This window comes from Chromohalobacter canadensis (genome assembly GCF_034479555.1).
GTDB classification, from domain to species: domain Bacteria; phylum Pseudomonadota; class Gammaproteobacteria; order Pseudomonadales; family Halomonadaceae; genus Chromohalobacter; species Chromohalobacter canadensis.
Genome location: NZ_CP140151.1, coordinates 2,064,869 through 2,082,034, shown reverse-complemented (window position 1 = coordinate 2,082,034; position 17,166 = coordinate 2,064,869). Strand labels below are relative to the sequence as shown.

Here is a 17,166-nt window from a genome sequence, read left to right as displayed (position 1 = left end):
GCGACCGTGTGTCGAGAGTACCGATCGGCCCGGCCCCGCCGGGCCGATCACGTTACTTGGTGAAGACGAGGTGCCCGTCTTCTGTAGTGACGCGGATAGTATCGCCCGCCGCGAAATGCCCGGCGAGCAACTCCTGCGCCAGCGGGTTCTCGATCCGGCTCTGGATGGCACGCTTGAGCGGTCGCGCGCCAAACACCGGATCGAAGCCGACCACCGCCAATTGCGCCAGGGCGTCGTCGCTGACCTCGAGACGAATCTCGCGCTCGACCAGACGCGCCCGGAGATGCTCGAGCTGGATGGCCGCGATGGACTGAATCTGCTCCTGCCCCAAGGCGTGGAACACTACCACTTCGTCGATGCGGTTGATCAGTTCAGGACGGAAATGATCGCCCACCACCCCCATCACGGCATCGCGCATCACGGCGTAATCGGCGTCATCGCCGCCCATGCGCTGAATGATGTCTGAGCCCATGTTGGAGGTCATCACGATCACCGTATTACGGAAGTCCACCGTGCGCCCCTGGCCATCGGTCAGCCGGCCATCCTCGAGCACCTGCAGCAGGATGTTGAAGACATCCGGATGCGCTTTTTCGACCTCGTCGAGCAGTAGCACGGAATAGGGCTTACGGCGCACCGCCTCGGTCAGGTAACCGCCTTCCTCATAGCCGACATAGCCCGGCGGCGCGCCGATCAGCCGCGCCACGGAATGCTTCTCCATGAACTCGGACATGTCGATGCGCACCATGGCCTCCTCGGTATCGAAGAGGAAGTTGGCCAGCGACTTGCACAGCTCGGTCTTGCCGACCCCGGTGGGCCCCAGGAACAGGAACGACCCGTTGGGGCGATGCGGGTCGGCCAATCCTGCGCGTGAGCGGCGCACGGCGTTGGCCACCGCGGTCACCGCCTCGTCTTGACCGATGACGCGTTCGTGCAGCGCCTCTTCCATGCGCAGCAGCTTGTCACGCTCGCCCTCGAGCATCTTGGACACCGGGATGCCCGTCCAGCGCGAGACCACCTCGGCGATCTCCTCCTCGGTGACGTTGGAGCGCAACAGCTGGTGCTTGGCGGTATCCGCCTCGTGCTCGCTGGCCTCGGCGATCTGCTGCTCGAGCTTGGGAATCACCCCGTACTGCAACTCGGACATACGCCCCAGATCGCTCTGCCGCCGTGCCGCCTCGAGATCGATGCGCGCCTGCTCGAGCTCCGCCTTGAACTGCGCAGCGCCCTGGATGCTGGCTTTCTCGGCCTTCCAGACCTCCTCGAGATCGGCATATTCACGGCTCAGTTCATCGATCTGAGCTTCGAGTGAATCGAGGCGCTTCTTGGTCGCCTCGTCGGTTTCCTTCTTGAGTGCCTCGCGCTCCATCTTGAGCTGGATCAGTCGACGGTCGAGGCGGTCCATCTCCTCGGGCATCGAATCCAATTCCATGCGAATCCGCGAGGCCGCCTCATCGATCAGGTCGATGGCCTTGTCGGGCAGTTTCCGGTCGGTGATATAGCGCGTCGACAGCTTGGCCGCGGCGATGATCGCGCCGTCGGTGATATCGACGCCGTGATGCACCTCATAGCGCTCCTTGAGGCCACGCAGGATCGCCACGGTGTCTTCCTCGTTGGGTTCATCCACCAACACCTTCTGGAAACGCCGCTCAAGCGCCGCGTCCTTCTCGATGTGCTGACGATACTCGTCCAACGTAGTCGCCCCGACGCAATGCAACTCACCGCGCGCCAACGCCGGCTTGAGCATATTGCCAGCATCCATCGCGCCCTCGGCCTTGCCGGCGCCGACCATGGTGTGCAACTCATCGACGAACAGGATGACGCGGCCTTCTTCCTTGGCCAGCTCCCCGAGCACGGCCTTGAGGCGCTCCTCGAACTCGCCGCGGTACTTAGCGCCGGCCAACAACGACCCCATGTCCAAGGACAGCACGCGCTTATCTTTCAACCCCTCGGGCACCTCACCGTTGACGATACGCTGGGCCAAGCCCTCGACGATGGCGGTCTTGCCCACACCGGGATCACCGATCAACACGGGATTATTCTTGGTACGCCGCTGCAACACCTGGATGGTACGGCGAATCTCGTCGTCGCGGCCGATCACCGGATCGAGCTTGCCATCGACGGCACGCTGGGTCAGATCCATGGTGTACTTATCCAGCGCTTCACGGCTTTCCTCAGCCGAGGCGTCATCCACCTTGTTACCGCCGCGCAAGCTATCGATGGCGCTACGCACGGACTGCACGTCCAGACCGGCCTGCTGGAGCACCTTGCTAATGGTGGTTTTCATTTCCAGCGCCGCCAGCACCACTAGCTCGCTGGCGATATATTGATCGCCGCGCTGCTGGGCTTCGCGGTCGGCGAGGTTGAACAGCTGCGACAACGCCGAGGAAAGCTGCACATTGCCATCGAACTGGCCGACGCGCGGCAAATCGTCGAGATACTGTGAAAGCCCGTTACGCAGGCGCGACACATCGCCGCCCGCCTTCTGCACCAGGCCCTTGATGCCGTTTTCCTGCGCCTCGACGAGCGCCATCAGCACATGGCCGGGATCGAGTTGGTTATGACTGCGCCCTACCGCCAGGGACTGCGCTTCGCCCAAGGCGTTTTGCAATTTACTGGTCATGCGATCGATACGCATCGAACCCCTCCTTCATCCATCGCGACACGCCACCGGCATGCCGCACGGTTATCTTATGTTGACATCATTAATGGAGGTATGCTGGGGGCGTTTCAAGGCAGGATGTGCAAAAAACGTTCCGGCGCTCGATAACGCCGGGCTCGGACACGAAGGGCCGTTCAGCGCAGCCAGATCACACTGGCCATGCGTCCGGTGTGGCCGTCGTCGCGACGGTGGGAATAAAAACGCGGCTCGCAGGCGGTGCAGAAGTGACCGCCACCGATATGACCGACGCCCAGCCGCTCGAGACGCAACCGCGCCAAGCGATAGATATCTGCCATATAGTGTCCGAGGCGATAGGGGCTGGGCTCGAAGGCGCTTTCCGCCTCGGGCTGCACGGCTACGAAAGTTTCGAACACTTCAGAGCCGACCTCGAACTGCGCCTTGGAAATTGCCGGCCCCAGCCACGCCATGAGCTCATCCGGCGACTGTCCCAGAGCCGCTACGCTGGCCTCCAGAACGCCACCCGCCAAGCTCCGCCAGCCGGCATGCGCCACGCCCACACGCGTGCCCTGGCGATCGCAAAAAAACACCGGCAGACAATCGGCAGTCAGGACGGCACAGGCATACCCCTTGTCGAAGGCCACCGAGGCGTCCGCGCGCGGCGGCTGCTCGGCAAATGCCGCGCGGTAGTCCTGCTGGACGGTGGCACCATGCACCTGGTTCAGCCATAACAAGGGACGGGCATCGTCAAGCTCGGCACTCAACAGTCGGCGGCAGCGGTCGACCGACGCGGGGTCGTCGCCTACGTGATGCGCCGTATTGAAGGACGCGAAGGCGCCCTCGCTGGGGCCGCTCTCGCGTGTGGTGACGAAGGCGCCGACCGTGCTCGGCGCCGGCCAATCGGGCAGAATCAAGGTGGGGCGTTCCTTCATGTGGGTCTCACTCAGCGTGCGTGTCGGCTGCGTCGCGCAAAAAATCCAGCAACATCAGCATATCGTCCGGCAACGCCGCGCGAAACTCCACCGCCTCGCCCGTACCGGGGTGCACGAAGGCCAGCTTGCGTGCATGCAACGCCTGACGCGGAAAATGGCGCAGCACGTCCTTCAGTGCGTCGGTGGCCCCGGCAGGCATCTTGAGGCGACCGGCATAGACCGGGTCACCAATCAATGGAAACCGGCGATGCGCCATATGCACGCGGATCTGATGAGTACGCCCGGTTTCGAGGCGACAGCGGACATGCGTATGGGAAGGAAAACGCTCCACCACGCGGTAGTGTGTCACCGCCGGCTTGCCCGAGGGCGTGACGGCCTGGCGCTTGCGATCCTTGGGATGCCGCCCGATCGGTTCATCGACACTGCCCCCTGCGGTCATCCTGCCGGTCACCACGGCATCGTATTCACGCGACACCGTGCGCGCCTGCAATTGCTCGACCAGCGAGGCATGCGCCGATAACGTCTTGGCCACCACCATCAAACCGGTCGTGTCCTTGTCGAGCCGGTGCACGATGCCCGCCCGGGGCAGCTGCATCTGCCCCGGTGCATGATGCAGCAACGCGTTGAGCAGCGTCCCGTCGGGATTGCCGGCGGCGGGATGCACGACCAGTCCGGCCGGCTTGTCGATCACGATGACGTCGTCGTCTTCATGGACGATCTCCAGCGCCATGGCCTGCGGCGCGAAGCGCTTATCTTCCTCGAGCGTGGCCTCGAGCGTCAGTTGCTCGCCGCCGCGCAACTTGTCCTTGGGGCGCGCGGACGCGCCGTCGCAGGTCAGCGCCCCCGACTTGATCCACGCCTTGAGGCGCTCGCGGGAAAAATCCGCGAAGAGCGCCGAGGCGGTTTGGTCCAGGCGCTGGCCCGCCATCGTTTCGGGGACGCGTTCTTCTCGCTGCACGGTATCTGCCATGGCAATGCTCGGTTCCATTTCGCCACCGGGGGCGTTTGCTTTATAGTGACTCCGAACTGGCGGATTCTAGCACGGCCGCCCCGTATTGGTTGAACGAGGATGACGATGCGATTCCCTTCACTTGGCACGTTCGGTGCGTTGCTGCTTAGTGGCGCGCTGCTCGCCGGTTGCGCCAGCAACGAGCCGGCCCCGGATATACAAGAGCAGGATCTTTACCAGCAAGCTCAAGAGTCACTGGATGCCGGGCGTTACAGCACCGCCGTGACACGTCTCGAGGCGCTGGATACCCGCTTCCCCTTCGGTCGTTACGCCGAGCAGGCCCAGTTGGAGCTGATTTACGCGTACTATCAGACCGAGGACTGGGAGCAGGCGCGCGCCGCCGCCAGCCGCTTCATTCGTTTGCACCCCGATCATGAGCAGGTCGACTACGCGTATTACATGCGCGGCCTCGCGGCGTATCAAGCCGGGCGTTTCAGCCTCGAAGGGCTCGAGCTGATCGATATCTCCAAGCGTGACCTGGGCGCCACGCGCGATGCCAATGTCGACTTCGGCGAGCTAGTCCGGCGCTTTCCGGAAAGCCCCTACGCGGCCGACGCACGTCAACGCATCGTCTATCTGCGCAACGTGCTCTCGCGTCACGAGCTGCAAGTCGCCGACTTCTATCTTCGCAAGGGCGCCTACTTGGCGGCGATTAATCGCGGCAAGTGGGTGCTTGAACATTACCCACAAACACCTGCCACACGCGACGCCCTGGCAGTCATGGTCGAGGGCTACATGGGGCTGAACATGCCTGAGCGGGCACGCGACGCCTTGCAGACGCTCATCGACAACGACCCCGACAATGCACGCCTCGATGGCAATACTTTCGAGCCCGAGCATGTCGACGCCAAGCCGCTGACGCTGAACGACTGACGATCGGCTTCGAGCTTCGAGCTTCGAGCTTCGAGCTTCGAGCTTCGAGCTTCGAGCTTCGAGCAACAAGATTAGCCCTTCATGAAAGCAACATCTCCACAGGATATTTCCAGCGGAGATGTTGCTTTTCGATGCTCGCGGCCCGTAACCCGGAACCGGGTTTATTCCCCCGGCTGCCAGCCGTTGACGATGGGATAACGACGATCGCGCCCGAAACCACGCGCGGTCACGCGAACCCCCACTGGCGCCTGACGCCGCTTGTATTCGCTACGGTCGACCAGCTTCACGACCTTGTAGACATCTTCACTGGCGAAGCCGGCATCGATGATGGCCTCGGCACTCATGTCGCCTTCGATGTAGCGCTCGAGGATCGCGTCCAGCTCGTCGTAGCCTGGCAGCGAGTCGCTGTCCGCTTGATCCGGCGCCAACTCGGCGGAAGGTGGGCGCGTAATGACACGCTCAGGAATGGCCGACTCCTGCGCATTGCGCCACTTGGCAAGGCGATACACCCACGTCTTGTAGACGTCCTTGAGCGCGTTGTAACCGCCCACCATATCGCCATATAGCGTGGCATAGCCCACCGCCATCTCGCTCTTGTTGCCGGTACTCAGCACCATCAGCCCTTTCTTGTTGGAAAGCGCCATCAACAACACGCCCCGGCAACGCGACTGCAGGTTCTCCTCGGTGGTATCACGCTGGGTACCGGCGAAACTCTCTTCCAGCGTGGCGGTGAATGCTTCCACCATCGGCGCGATGGGCATAACTTCGTAATGCACACCGAGCAAGTCGGCCTGCGCGGCCGCATCCGCCTTGGAGATATCCGCCGTATAGTGATAGGGCATCATCACCGCTTGCACGCGCTCGGGACCCAACGCATCGACTGCGATGGCCAGCGACAGGGCGGAGTCGATACCGCCGGAAAGCCCCAACACTACGCCCTGGAAGCCACTCTTGTTGACGTAGTCGCGAAGCCCGGTCACCAGTGCGCAATAGAGGCTTTCTTCCGACGCCAGCAGCGGTTCGCATTCGCCAGCCTCGGGCGCCCATGCGCCTTGTGCGTCGGTAAAACGCACCGGCATCAGACCGACTTCCCAGAACGGCGCACGTACCGCAACCTCGCCTTGAGCGTCGAGCACCAGCGAGCCACCATCGAAGACCAGCTCGTCCTGGCCACCGATCTGGTTGAGATAGACCAGCGGCCGCGCAGCCGCCTGAGCACGCCGGGCGAATAACCGCTCTCGCTCGAGCGGCTTGTCACGGTGATAGGGCGAGGCGTTGAGCGTGATGAGGATATCGGCGCCGGCCTCGACACTCTGCGTCACCGGCGCACCGTCCCACAGATCCTCACAGATCAGGATGCCCAGTTTGGCACCGCCATGCTCGATGACCAGCGGCGAGTGCCCCGGAGTGAAATAGCGCTGCTCGTCGAATACCTGATAGTTAGGCAGCGCCTGCTTGGCGTATTCGCCGAGCCATTCGCCGTTGTACAGCACGCCCGCGAGGTTATGCAGCCGGCCTTCGCGCCGGCCTGGATAGCCGATGACGACCATCACATCGCGCGCCACCTTACGCGCCATCGTCGCGCGTGCCTCTTCCAGGCGTGCTTCCATCGATTCGCGCAGCAACAAGTCTTCCGGCGGGTAACCGGTCAGGAACAGTTCGGGGAAGACCACCACATCGGCACGATGTTCGATGCGCGCTTCGCGCACGGCCTCGATGGCTTGCGCGGTATTGCCGGGGATATCGCCCACCAGCGGGTCGAGCTGGGCCATCACCAGAGTCAGGTCTTGCATGAGCGGAATACGCCTCTCTCATCGTGATTGGCTGAGTAAACTGCCGTCGAGACGGCCTCATGGCTGTATTGTCACGCAACGCCGGCTCGCTGGCAAAACGCCTTGTCGTCAGACGCCACCTAGCCGGTAGGGGGCAGGGTCGACCACCGGGGTGCGTTGCAGTAGTTGATCGACCAACAGGCGCGTCGACGCCGGCGCCAACACCAGGCCATTGCGATAATGGCCAGCGTTGACCCATAACCCTTCGATGCCGGGTACCGCGCCGATGGACGGAACGCCATCCGGCGACCCGGGACGCAAGCCGGCCCAGTGATGCTCCACCGGGCATTCAGCCAATGCCGGCACGATCGACAGTGCGCTATCGTAAAGCGAGTCCTTGGCCACCTCGGTGGTACGCTGATCGAAGCCCACCTCTTCCAAGGTGGAGCCGGCAACGATGCGCCCATCGCCACGCGGGATCACGTAACGGCCATCCTTCAGCACCACGCGTTCGACCAGCCCCGGCGACGCCTTGAACAGGATCATCTGCCCACGCACCGGGCGCACCGGCAGGGTCACGCCGATACCCGCCAGCAACTGACCAGCCCAGGCGCCGCCGCATACCACTACGCGCTCGGCTGCCTCGCGCCCCGCCGATGTTCGCACGCCGCGAAGGCGCCCATCCGATACATCCAGCGCCTCGACCTCGACATGCTCGCGCAGAGTGACATTCGGCATCGCCAGCAGGCGGGCCCGCAACGCCTTGCACAAGCGCGGATTTCGAATGCTGCCCAGAGTCGGCATCCACAGCGCCGAGTCGACCCCGGGAGCGACATTGGGCTCCTTGGTGTAAATCGTCTCCGCACCGACCCGTTCCAGAGGTTTGCCAACCTCGCGCGCCCACGCGAGCGCCTGGGGTTCATCATCGACACGCAGATACAGGAGCCCCCGCTGGCGATACTCGGGATCGATGCCGGTTTCTTCGAGCAGGCGCAGCGACAATTCGGGATAGGCGCCTTCGGAATAGCGCGACAACGCGGAAATTGGCGCGCTATAGCGCCATGGGTACAACGGGGAGACGATGCCGCCGCCGGCCCAGGAAGCCTCGCGGCCACATTCGCCGCGTTCGAGCAGGGTGACGTGGCGGCCGGCATCGGCGAGTTGCAGGGCCGTCATCATGCCGATGACGCCGCCCCCAACGATCAGAAAATCACTCACGCGGGCACTCATTTCATCGCTGAGAAACCCGCAATCTATCATGCGACGCGCAGCAAGGCAGCGGCGGGGACACCGAGTTACCAGCAGTCCTCACCCTTCGGTTCCCCCCGCTGGCCGGCTTGATCCAGGGTCATCCAATCACAATCCTCCTCATCCTGGCTGTTCTTGAGCGTCGCCTTGAGCATAAATTCGTTGGCCGAAAGCGCAGCGTAGCTGAACTTGTAAGCCTCACTCTCCGGCACCAGTTCGTCGGTTTCGCCGGCTTTATAGCTGTTATATTGCGTGTACTGACGCTCCATCCGGTATGCCCACTGCGTCAGCGTGGCCTGAGCATCGGTCCGTTGCGCCTTGCGTACATAATCGGTATACGAGGGAATGGCGATCGCTGCCAGGATGCCGATGATGACCATGACGATCATCAGCTCGATCAGGGTAAAACCGCGGGTTCGATGCATGGCATGGGCTCCTGGAGACGGAAAGCGAGACGTTCAACGCTAGGTACTCAGCGCAAGACCTCGCGCCACGCCGGACGAGTGGGCCCCTCGGAAGAACGGGTAACGCGCGTGTCGTGATTATCGGCCTGCGCCCGGCGGGCTTGAATCAACGCCTCGCCTGACTCGCGAGGCAACATCAGCGTAACGCGACGCTCAAGCACCGCATGCGTTAGCTGGCGTGTACCCCAGCCGAACGCGGTCATCTCGATACGTGCTTGGCAGGGCGCACCGGCCTCGGGACACGAGCTCGTCAGGACAGTCAGCGTCACCCGGGGCGGCTCGTGGGTATCGAGAGGCATGGGTGCCCCGCTATCGCCATAGGCCACGCCGTCACGTCGCCAACGAGCGGCCGACCATTGGCTGGCATGCGACGCCTGTGGCATCAGGCAATCAGGCGCCGTGCAGTCGCCTTGGGCGTCGGGCAGTGTGTAATCCGCATGACGCAATCGCCATTCGCCTTCTTTGAGTGCTGCCTGTGCTGCTTGAAACGCAACTTGTCGATCCATGACGTTGCGCGCCATGCGCTCCTGCAGGACCGCGCCCTGCAAGCCGGCGAGTCCCAACGCCGTCATCGCCATCAGCAGAATCAGCGCGACGATCAGCGTCATGCCCCGTTCCCGAGAGGGGCCGCTGACGCTCACGATGACGTGTCACCCTGCGAGGTGACAAGCGGCGGGGACGCCACATTACGCAGAGCCACGCTCGTGGCATACACCCGATACAGGCGACGATCTGGTGCCGTGACGGTTTCGCCATCGAAGACATAGGATGATGCCGTGTCGACGAGTCCATCCTGTCGCGAGGCCACCAGCAATTCGATGCTCACACCCTTGACGCTGGCCCAATCGCCGACGCCCGAGGCGCGGCGCCAACGACCCTCGACGAAATAGCGCAGCGCCATGGCCTCGACATTCGCGTCGAGCGGCTGGGGAGACGTGCCATCCACCGCGCAGTCCAGCCCCTGCGAGGCGTTCAGCGACAGCGTAGCCCGCGTGATGTCAGCACTCTCGAGACCCCCGCCCAGGCAATCCTGCAGAGGCTCATCCGTGCTGCCGTAATAGCGGACCCGCAAGGTGCTGTCGTCCCCCGCCACGATAGCGCCCTGGGCAAACCGCGATGTCGCCGGAAAGGTCTGCGCCTTTTCCCATTCGGCATACCCCGCCTTGCGTAGCTCCCGCGTCAGCACGTCAGTCACGAAGCGACCACTTTCCTGCACCTGAGCCAGTTGCGTTTGCAAGCGGTACTGATGCTGATAGGCAATGAACAGGTCAATGACGCCAAGCAGCACGATCATGCTCAGCGCCAGGCTCACCATCAACTCGATCAGCGACACCCCGCGTTGACGCCGTCGCCCCGGGATGGGTCGCTCAAAGTCGGGTCTGTAATCGATATTGCCGCTGCCCATCGTCATCACTCCAGCTCACACGCGGCGATCGCCAGATCACCTTCACCATCGCCGACGCCACATCGTCATCGCCCGCCACCTCGATGCAGCCTTGCGCCTGGGGAAGTGCGTTCACAAGCCCCGTCAGCCAGGCACGTACTTGGGCCGATGCGGCACTGCTGGGGTCGTCACTGCACGGCTGATCGTAGGCGCCGGCCAGCGCGCCGTGGCGGTCGATGCGCAAGCGTTCGAGCATGACTCCCACCCGCTGCACCGCCTGAGACTCGGCATCGGCATGACGCTGGGCACGCAGCGCCTGGGTCTGAGTGGCCGCCAACCCCAGCATCCCGAAAGACAAAATGAACAGCGTGATCAGCACTTCGATCAAGCTGAACCCCGGCGTACCTCCATGCCGTGACCGCGCACCCCTATGTGTCGCCCTCATCGTATTTGCTCGACTGCCAAGACTACTTTATAAATAAATAAAGTAAATACTAATATAAAATAAGGCAATCGATGCATCCAATATCGCGGCACATGCGAGGAATGACACTGCTCGAATTGCTTGTGATCATCGTCATTGTCGGCCTGCTCACCACCCAGGGCGTTCCCGCCATGGGCCATGTGCTACGCGATCAACGCTTGCAAACCGCCAGTCATACGCTCTATCAGGCGCTTTACTACGCGCGCAGCGAGGCTATTCGCCAAGGTGTGCCGGTGATGATGGTGAGTGAACCAGATGGCTGGGAACAGGGCTGGCGCATATTCGCCGATCGCGACGACGATGGCGAGCAATCGCCCTCGGAGCCGACGCTACGCGCGGGTGGCGCCCCACCCGGCGGACTCCGGTTATATGCCAATCAGCCCTTGCGTCGCTACGTGCGTTACGCGTCGAATGGCTACTCGATCCGCGCCTCCGGCAGCTTTCAGATCGGCAGCTTCTATTTGTGCACGACCAAGGCGACGACACCGGCACGGCGCATCGTGCTGAGTCGCGGCGGCCGGGTACGCATCGAACGTCTGCCTGACGGGAGCGACGACTGCGCGCGATGACTCAGTCCGCATTGCCGTATGACAAGCCTTCTAGAGACCAACCGGAGGCGCTGGAGTTATCATCGCCGTTGTTACCACTTCCGTCACCGCCGTCTCCACCACCGCCCGTACCGATGGTCGACTCCATCAGTGCTTCGTCATAGTGAATGCCGGCACCGCCGGAAACCTCGACACGCCGTCCTTTCACGGCGCCATACAATCCCCCGCTACCGGCGACATTGACGGTGCTCTTCGGCGCGAAGATGGTGCCCTTGAATGCGGAGGCCCCGGTGATATTGACGCCCGCGTTCCAGCCGCTGGCACCCTCATCGTTATAGGTCGAGTAGAGAGATAGGATTGGATTGCCGTCCTCGTCAGTCGGGCTGTCAGACGCCACATTGAGATTGCTGCTCAGGTTGAAACGCCCCTTGGTGACGACTTTGAGCGAACTGCCCTCGGCAACATTGAATGTGGCACCGCCACCAATATCGACATCGCCTTTGACGTAGAGTGTCATGTCGCCGCCGTCGACGACGAAGTTGGCACTGCCACCCAGCGAAAAACTGTCCAGCACAAGGACGTTGGTGGGCTCGGGGAAGATGCCATCGACGGTGACATCTTTTTTGGGATCGGACACGGTATTATTGTTACTCAGGCCATTCGGCGTCAGCGTATAAGTCTGGCTGCCACCACCAATCGATAGGCTCCCCGACGAGGCATCTGGCAGCGCATCGATCAAGTCACTAATCGTCGCGCCCTTGTTTGTCGTGGATGTGAAAGCATCACAGCTTTGCTGCTCAACTTCCACTTTTGAAGCCTCAGGGACTTCAGGTGCCTCAGCAACATCAGGTGAGACGAGATTGATGGTGCCGCCCACTTGGTTTGCCACATCCCGGTTATTCACGGTTGTATGCACTTTCGGTGCCGTAGCATTGCCCCCAATGCGCGAACTCCAGCTACCGGTAACGATTTCCGTATTCGCCACGACATTGCCACTGATGGTGCCACTGTCAGGTAAGCGAACGGACATTTGCGAGCTGACATCTCCCGCCGCTTGTGCCCCACCTCCGTTGATCGTGACATCTAGCTTAGAGAGGATGCTGCCCAAAACCGTGCTGCCCTCTAACGTAACCGCGCCTTGACTATTGATCCCTCCGCCGACTTCTGCGCCGCCACCTTCTATTGCCACATCCCGGTTCGCGAGGATATTGCCCACAACCGCTCCACCTTTTAACGTAACCGCCCCCCGGCTACTAATACCCCCGCCGACTTTCGCGCCACCGCCATTGATCGTGACATCTCGATTGGCGAGGATACTGCCTGAAATACTACCTCCATTTAGCATCTCGACCGAACCACGACTGCTAATATCGCCTTGGATGTCAGCCCCGCCATTACGAATCACGATATCTCCGTCCGCTTTCAGGTCGCCATGAATGGTGCCAGAGTTATCGACGATAATTCGTCCCGCAGACTCTACATCTCCATAAACTGGCTGCCCACTACTCAGAACAATATCGTCCCCCTGAGAGGTGGAGCTTATTTTCGCGCCACTTCGTTTACTATTTTCTCCACCATAGCTCCCATCACGCGAATCGTAACTATCGATAACCCCGCCGCCTGATGCATTAACACCTTCGCAGCCGAGCAACACGTTTTGGTAGGCGCCATTGGGTTGTTCATCACCGGGTTGCTCATCATGATTTATAGAGTAAACGGCCTGCAAAGTAGCCTGTCCATGGCGACCACCTTCCCCCTCACCACTGCCCAAAGGCAGAAATTGCCCACCAAAGACCACGCGAACCCGATCATCTTCCAACTTCACAATTTCTTTTATATACGCCTTAGTCTTACCACCATTATTATGCGAGAAAGTCAGTAGCTCTTCATCACTATTTTGAGATAAGATCGGTTCATTTACTTCATTACCGGGATACGCTTCATTCACTTTTTCTCGTATTGATGTCGTCCACTCAGAAAACTTCCACAGTGCTTCATCTACACCTGCTTCGGCTTTGATCGTGCGAAGATAATTACCCGCTTGACGCTCCTGGTAACGTCCCAGTGACATGCCTGTCACTACCATGCCCGTAGCGATGGTCAGAAGCGCGAGCCCGATGACGAGCACGAAGCCGGATTGCTTATGAGGACGCATCACGGATCACCTTGACTATCAGACGTTGCGCGAGAGGCAAGATGAAAGTTAAGGGTTTGCCCATCACACTCGTCTTCTTCCCGGCATGGGGTATACTTCAGTTCGACACCCACGCATGGGTGCGTGGCGCTGGCACACACAGAAAACTTTATGTTGGTAATGCCCGGGGCAGACAATGCCAGCACGCCTTGGTCATTGCATTCGAGCATTTTCACCCCATCGCTGTTGGCAGCGACACGCCATTTCCAAGGGGGGTCGCTGTCCTCTTGAGGACATCCCGCATAACGCCCGCTTTTAATCTGGCCAAAAGGCGTAATCGTTAGCTCACTCTTGTTAGCGACCTCTACCTTGCCAGCCAGCGCTACGGCCTGCGCCAGCGCACGATGCACATAGACCAATTCATCCTGCACCGCATAGATACCATCGCGCTGCTCGCGAAGGCCGCTTATAGCCTGGTATGCCGACACAGTGCCACCGAGGATAATCAAGCCGAGAAACATGCTGATCATCATTTCGATCAGCGTGAAACCTCGTTGACGATGTTGGTTAGTCATCTGCCGGCTCCTTGCATGGCAGGAAGGCCACCAACTTCACGGGTGGAGGAGGACCCTCTTCACCATCAGAGTCTTCGATACCCTGCCAAGTAATCTTGAGGTCATAAAAGCCGTTGTCGGAATCATCAGACCAACTACCATGGGGCGAGGGAAGGCCGTCGATTTTAGCGACATCGCCCTGCCACTCACTCAAAAGCCCTTCAGGGCCCTCAAGCTTCTCACAAGCCTCCCCCCGCTGCGCCCAGGCACGTTCGTTCATGTCTCGGACCATGATCGTGGCGATTGTCGTATTGAGACTCTCGCGTGCGTTCTGCAACGAGTTGAGCTGCATCGCGGCGAGCCCGAGCATGCCGATGGAGAGAATGGTCAGCGCCACCAGCACCTCGATCAGACCGAAGCCACTTTGGGCATGGGGCGAAGACTGCAGCGGCGATTCCATCACGAGCCACACCCCTTATTTGACTCGGCGACATAAGTTCGCCCGGTCACCTCCAGGCACACTTGGCGTGAGGCGCCGTCCGACAGTCCCGCATGGCTGAGACGCCACTCGGTGCCACCGCCGGGATATCCAAGTTCATCGAAGCTTACGCTGGCAGGTGGCGAGGGGTTATCAGCGATATCGAGTCGCTGGGATAACGCTTGATGAACGACGATCGTATCCTTTTTGCCTTCATCAGACGCGGCCTGTAATAGCCAGCCCTGGGCCCAACCCTTGCCCCCACATGAATCCCCATCGGCACTCGCACACAGCGTGATCTTGTTCTCGCGCATGATGGCTTCACCACGCGCCAGGCGCAGCGCGGCGACCAGTTCGTTGCTGGCGTCGGTGAGCTGTTGGTGCTGGCGCAAGGACTGAAAGCTGGGCACGGCGATGCTTGCCATGATCGCGAAGATCACCAGCACGATCAGCAATTCAAGGAGAGAAAAACCACGGCTATGCGACACGTGGCGAAGGCGATAAGCACGATGCGGCACGTACGACTTCCTGATCGGTGAGGCGACGCGTTACGTACGCGGCATGGGGCGGCACCCCATGCGCTTTGTCAATGTAGCGTACTTTGCAACGAATTGTAACGCTCACATCACATCGAAGGAATGATGCCTCTCACGTGCTGGCGATCACCTGCTCGCGCAGTTCTTTGGGCATGGAGAAGACGATGTCTTCCGCCTGCCCGGCGAGTTCATTGGGGTCCTCGGCGCCCAGCGACTTGAGCCGGTCGATGACCGCCTGGACGAGGACTTCCGGTGCGCTGGCACCGGCCGTGATGCCGATGGTTTCCACGCCATCTACCCATTCGGGGCGGATCTGCTCGGCGGTATCGATCAGATACGCCGGCGTGCCGGTGCGCTCTGCCAATTCCCGCAGGCGGTTGGAATTGGAACTGTTGGGGCTGCCCACCACAAGCACCAGGCCGCTTTCGCTAGCCAGTTCACGCACCGCGTCCTGACGATTCTGCGTGGCATAGCAAATGTCGTCCTTGCGCGGCCCGTCGATACGCGGGAACTTCTCGCGCAGGGCATCGATGACCCTTGAGGTGTCATCCATGGACAGCGTGGTCTGGGTGACGAATGCCAGCCGGTCAGGGTCATTGACCTCGAGGCTCGCCACGTCCTGCTCGTCCTCGACGAGGTGGATCTGGCCGCCGAAGGAGGTGTCGTAGCGCCCCATGGTGCCCTCGACCTCGGGATGGCCGGCATGCCCGATGAGCACGCACTCCTGGCCACGCTTGGCGTAGCGCAGGACTTCCATATGCACCTTGGTGACCAGCGGGCAGGTGGCGTCGAAGATGCGCAGCCCGCGCCGCTCGGCCTCTTCCTGGACCGCGCGCGACACGCCGTGGGCGGAGAAGATGACGATCACGTCGTCGGGGATTTCATGCAATTCCTCGACGAATACCGCCCCGCGCTCGCGCAGGCTATCCACCACGAAGCGGTTATGGACGACTTCGTGACGCACGTAGATGGGCGGCCCGAACACATCGAGCGCGCGATTGACGATCTCGATGGCACGGTCGACGCCGGCACAGAAACCGCGCGGATTGGCCAGCTTGATTTGCATGCTTACCTCGCCTCGATGCGTCATGGCATCGTATCGATGGGCGGCGTGCGCCCGTCAAAGCTTAATGGGTCGTGGCCGGGCGAACCTCGATCACTTCCACCTCGAAGGTCAGGGTACGCCCCGCCAGCGGGTGATTGAAGTCCACATCGACATTGCGCTCGTCGATCTCGGCGATGACGCCGGGCAGCTCGCCGCCGCCCGGGTCGGTGAACGACATCATCGTGCCGACCTCGAGCTCGTCGTCGAACTGATCGCGCGGCAGGCGCTGCACGTTCTGCGGATTGTGCTGGCCGAAGCCGTGCTCGGGGGTAATGGTAAAACGACCGGTTTCGCCATCAGTCATGCCCTTGAGCGGGGTCTCGAACCCCGGCGGCAGGTTACCATCGCCGACCTGGAACGTCGCCGGTGCCTTGTCGCGGGTGGAATCGATCACCGTCTCGTCTTCCAGTTTGACGGTGAAATGCAACGTCACTTCCATCCCATCGCCGATACGGTACTCACTCATGGGGGTCTCTCTTATCGGATGTTGCCGTGTGTCGTCGGCCGTCACGCAGGGAGGCCAGAATCAAGCCAATGGCCCCCAAGGTGATGGCGGTATCGGCCAAGTTAAAGGCGGGAAAGTAATTTCCCTGCCAATGAAACGACAGAAAGTCGACCACATAGCCATGCACCAGGCGATCATAGAGATTGCCCAACGCGCCACCGATCACCAACGCAATCGCTGCGGCCGAGAGACGCTCATCGGCTTTGAGACGCGTCAACCACACGGTCAGGCCGATGCTCACAGCGAGGGCGATGGCCGCGAACAGCCAGCGTTGCCACCCCGAATGATCGGCCAGGAAACTGAACGCCGCGCCGGTATTGTGCAGCAGCGTGAAGTTGAACACCGGCAATAATTCGACCGGTTGTGCATAGATCAAGTAAGTGCTGGCGAGCAGCTTGCTGCCCAGATCCAGCACGATCACCAGCAGCGCCAGCCATAGCCAGCGCAGGGGCCGCTTCATGGGCGGCGATACCGATCGATCAGGCGTTGCAGCATCGTTCATTCGAGCCTCTCATATCATGAT

Annotated in this window: 18 protein-coding genes; 2 read left to right on the top strand and 16 right to left on the bottom strand. The window is 61.2% G+C overall.

Features of this window, described 5'->3' with window-relative positions:
• Nucleotides 1–52: 52 nt before the first annotated feature.
• The 3 genes from clpB to rluD form a co-directional block, all read right to left on the bottom strand.
• Nucleotides 53–2,635, bottom strand: a complete 2,583-nt coding sequence (clpB, locus tag SR908_RS09960; protein WP_097023978.1) for an ATP-dependent chaperone ClpB — start codon at nucleotides 2,633–2,635, stop codon at nucleotides 53–55.
• Between the two features lie 158 nt (nucleotides 2,636–2,793).
• Nucleotides 2,794–3,549, bottom strand: coding sequence for a peptidoglycan editing factor PgeF (gene pgeF, locus SR908_RS09955; RefSeq protein WP_378075705.1), 756 nt, complete (start codon nucleotides 3,547–3,549; stop codon nucleotides 2,794–2,796).
• Between the two features lie 7 nt (nucleotides 3,550–3,556).
• Entirely contained in the window at nucleotides 3,557–4,519 is a 963-nt protein-coding gene (gene rluD / locus SR908_RS09950) for a 23S rRNA pseudouridine(1911/1915/1917) synthase RluD (protein WP_246925200.1), read from the bottom strand.
• Between the two features lie 105 nt (nucleotides 4,520–4,624).
• On the opposite strand from rluD, the gene SR908_RS09945 reads away from it, so the two are divergent.
• Nucleotides 4,625–5,431, top strand: coding sequence for an outer membrane protein assembly factor BamD (locus SR908_RS09945; RefSeq protein ID WP_246925197.1), 807 nt, complete (start codon nucleotides 4,625–4,627; stop codon nucleotides 5,429–5,431).
• Between the two features lie 161 nt (nucleotides 5,432–5,592).
• Here SR908_RS09945 and SR908_RS09940 read toward each other — a convergent pair whose 3' ends face one another.
• From SR908_RS09940 to SR908_RS09915, 6 genes are all read right to left on the bottom strand, one after another.
• The gene (locus SR908_RS09940) at nucleotides 5,593–7,224 is read right to left on the bottom strand and encodes an NAD+ synthase (RefSeq protein WP_246925194.1); all 1,632 of its coding nucleotides are present in this window, start codon (nucleotides 7,222–7,224) and stop codon (nucleotides 5,593–5,595) included.
• A 108-nt stretch (nucleotides 7,225–7,332) separates the two neighbouring features.
• Nucleotides 7,333–8,421, bottom strand: coding sequence for a glycine oxidase ThiO (thiO, locus tag SR908_RS09935; protein WP_246925191.1), 1,089 nt, complete (start codon nucleotides 8,419–8,421; stop codon nucleotides 7,333–7,335).
• A gap of 77 nt (nucleotides 8,422–8,498) precedes the next feature.
• The gene (locus SR908_RS09930; RefSeq protein WP_246925188.1) at nucleotides 8,499–8,876 is read right to left on the bottom strand and encodes a type IV pilin protein; all 378 of its coding nucleotides are present in this window, start codon (nucleotides 8,874–8,876) and stop codon (nucleotides 8,499–8,501) included.
• 47 nt (nucleotides 8,877–8,923) lie between these two features.
• Complete coding sequence (locus tag SR908_RS09925) at nucleotides 8,924–9,523, bottom strand: pilus assembly PilX family protein (protein WP_246925185.1); 600 nt, start codon at nucleotides 9,521–9,523, stop codon at nucleotides 8,924–8,926.
• 29 nt (nucleotides 9,524–9,552) lie between these two features.
• Entirely contained in the window at nucleotides 9,553–10,320 is a 768-nt protein-coding gene (locus tag SR908_RS09920) for a PilW family protein (protein ID WP_246925182.1), read from the bottom strand.
• Complete coding sequence (locus SR908_RS09915) at nucleotides 10,283–10,744, bottom strand: prepilin-type N-terminal cleavage/methylation domain-containing protein (protein WP_281505454.1); 462 nt, start codon at nucleotides 10,742–10,744, stop codon at nucleotides 10,283–10,285. The genes SR908_RS09920 and SR908_RS09915 overlap by 38 nt, the downstream gene beginning before the upstream one ends.
• 101 nt (nucleotides 10,745–10,845) lie before the next feature.
• Here SR908_RS09915 and SR908_RS09910 point away from each other — a divergent pair, with 101 nt between their 5' ends.
• Entirely contained in the window at nucleotides 10,846–11,352 is a 507-nt protein-coding gene (locus tag SR908_RS09910; RefSeq protein WP_246925178.1) for a GspH/FimT family pseudopilin, read from the top strand.
• 1 nt (nucleotide 11,353) lies between these two features.
• Here the strand turns inward: SR908_RS09910 and SR908_RS09905 are convergent, their stop codons facing one another.
• The 7 genes from SR908_RS09905 to lspA form a co-directional block, all read right to left on the bottom strand.
• Nucleotides 11,354–13,486: a DUF7305 domain-containing protein gene (locus tag SR908_RS09905; RefSeq protein ID WP_246925175.1), complete on the bottom strand. Its 2,133-nt coding sequence runs from the start codon at nucleotides 13,484–13,486 to the stop codon at nucleotides 11,354–11,356.
• On the bottom strand, nucleotides 13,486–14,040 hold the full coding sequence (locus tag SR908_RS09900) for a PilW family protein (RefSeq protein ID WP_246925172.1): 555 nt from the start codon (nucleotides 14,038–14,040) through the stop codon (nucleotides 13,486–13,488). Before SR908_RS09900 ends, SR908_RS09905 begins: the two co-directional genes overlap by 1 nt.
• Entirely contained in the window at nucleotides 14,033–14,479 is a 447-nt protein-coding gene (pilV, locus tag SR908_RS09895) for a type IV pilus modification protein PilV (protein ID WP_246925277.1), read from the bottom strand. Before pilV ends, SR908_RS09900 begins: the two co-directional genes overlap by 8 nt.
• On the bottom strand, nucleotides 14,479–15,015 hold the full coding sequence (locus SR908_RS09890) for a GspH/FimT family pseudopilin (protein WP_246925170.1): 537 nt from the start codon (nucleotides 15,013–15,015) through the stop codon (nucleotides 14,479–14,481). The genes pilV and SR908_RS09890 overlap by 1 nt, the downstream gene beginning before the upstream one ends.
• A gap of 130 nt (nucleotides 15,016–15,145) precedes the next feature.
• Complete coding sequence (ispH, locus tag SR908_RS09885) at nucleotides 15,146–16,099, bottom strand: 4-hydroxy-3-methylbut-2-enyl diphosphate reductase (protein WP_035415324.1); 954 nt, start codon at nucleotides 16,097–16,099, stop codon at nucleotides 15,146–15,148.
• 61 nt (nucleotides 16,100–16,160) lie between these two features.
• Nucleotides 16,161–16,604, bottom strand: coding sequence for an FKBP-type peptidyl-prolyl cis-trans isomerase (gene fkpB, locus SR908_RS09880; RefSeq protein WP_035415327.1), 444 nt, complete (start codon nucleotides 16,602–16,604; stop codon nucleotides 16,161–16,163).
• Nucleotides 16,597–17,145: a signal peptidase II gene (gene lspA / locus SR908_RS09875; RefSeq protein ID WP_246925169.1), complete on the bottom strand. Its 549-nt coding sequence runs from the start codon at nucleotides 17,143–17,145 to the stop codon at nucleotides 16,597–16,599. Before lspA ends, fkpB begins: the two co-directional genes overlap by 8 nt.
• Nucleotides 17,146–17,166 lie beyond the last annotated feature (21 nt).

Excerpts from the sequence above, each read along its gene's own strand:
- clpB (WP_097023978.1), bottom strand. The coding sequence starts at position 2,635 with ATGCGTATCGATCGCATGACCAGTAAATTGCAAAACGCCTTGGGCGAA.
- pgeF (WP_378075705.1), bottom strand. The coding sequence starts at position 3,549 with ATGAAGGAACGCCCCACCTTGATTCTGCCCGATTGGCCGGCGCCGAGC.
- rluD (WP_246925200.1), bottom strand. The coding sequence starts at position 4,519 with ATGGCAGATACCGTGCAGCGAGAAGAACGCGTCCCCGAAACGATGGCG.
- SR908_RS09945 (WP_246925197.1), top strand. The coding sequence starts at position 4,625 with ATGCGATTCCCTTCACTTGGCACGTTCGGTGCGTTGCTGCTTAGTGGC.
- SR908_RS09940 (WP_246925194.1), bottom strand. The coding sequence starts at position 7,224 with ATGCAAGACCTGACTCTGGTGATGGCCCAGCTCGACCCGCTGGTGGGC.
- SR908_RS09930 (WP_246925188.1), bottom strand. The coding sequence starts at position 8,876 with ATGCATCGAACCCGCGGTTTTACCCTGATCGAGCTGATGATCGTCATG.
- SR908_RS09925 (WP_246925185.1), bottom strand. The coding sequence starts at position 9,523 with ATGACGCTGATCGTCGCGCTGATTCTGCTGATGGCGATGACGGCGTTG.
- SR908_RS09920 (WP_246925182.1), bottom strand. The coding sequence starts at position 10,320 with ATGGGCAGCGGCAATATCGATTACAGACCCGACTTTGAGCGACCCATC.
- SR908_RS09915 (WP_281505454.1), bottom strand. The coding sequence starts at position 10,744 with ATGAGGGCGACACATAGGGGTGCGCGGTCACGGCATGGAGGTACGCCG.
- SR908_RS09910 (WP_246925178.1), top strand. The coding sequence starts at position 10,846 with ATGACACTGCTCGAATTGCTTGTGATCATCGTCATTGTCGGCCTGCTC.
- SR908_RS09905 (WP_246925175.1), bottom strand. The coding sequence starts at position 13,486 with ATGCGTCCTCATAAGCAATCCGGCTTCGTGCTCGTCATCGGGCTCGCG.
- SR908_RS09900 (WP_246925172.1), bottom strand. The coding sequence starts at position 14,040 with ATGACTAACCAACATCGTCAACGAGGTTTCACGCTGATCGAAATGATG.
- pilV (WP_246925277.1), bottom strand. The coding sequence starts at position 14,479 with ATGGAATCGCCGCTGCAGTCTTCGCCCCATGCCCAAAGTGGCTTCGGT.
- ispH (WP_035415324.1), bottom strand. The coding sequence starts at position 16,099 with ATGCAAATCAAGCTGGCCAATCCGCGCGGTTTCTGTGCCGGCGTCGAC.
- fkpB (WP_035415327.1), bottom strand. The coding sequence starts at position 16,604 with ATGAGTGAGTACCGTATCGGCGATGGGATGGAAGTGACGTTGCATTTC.
- lspA (WP_246925169.1), bottom strand. The coding sequence starts at position 17,145 with ATGAACGATGCTGCAACGCCTGATCGATCGGTATCGCCGCCCATGAAG.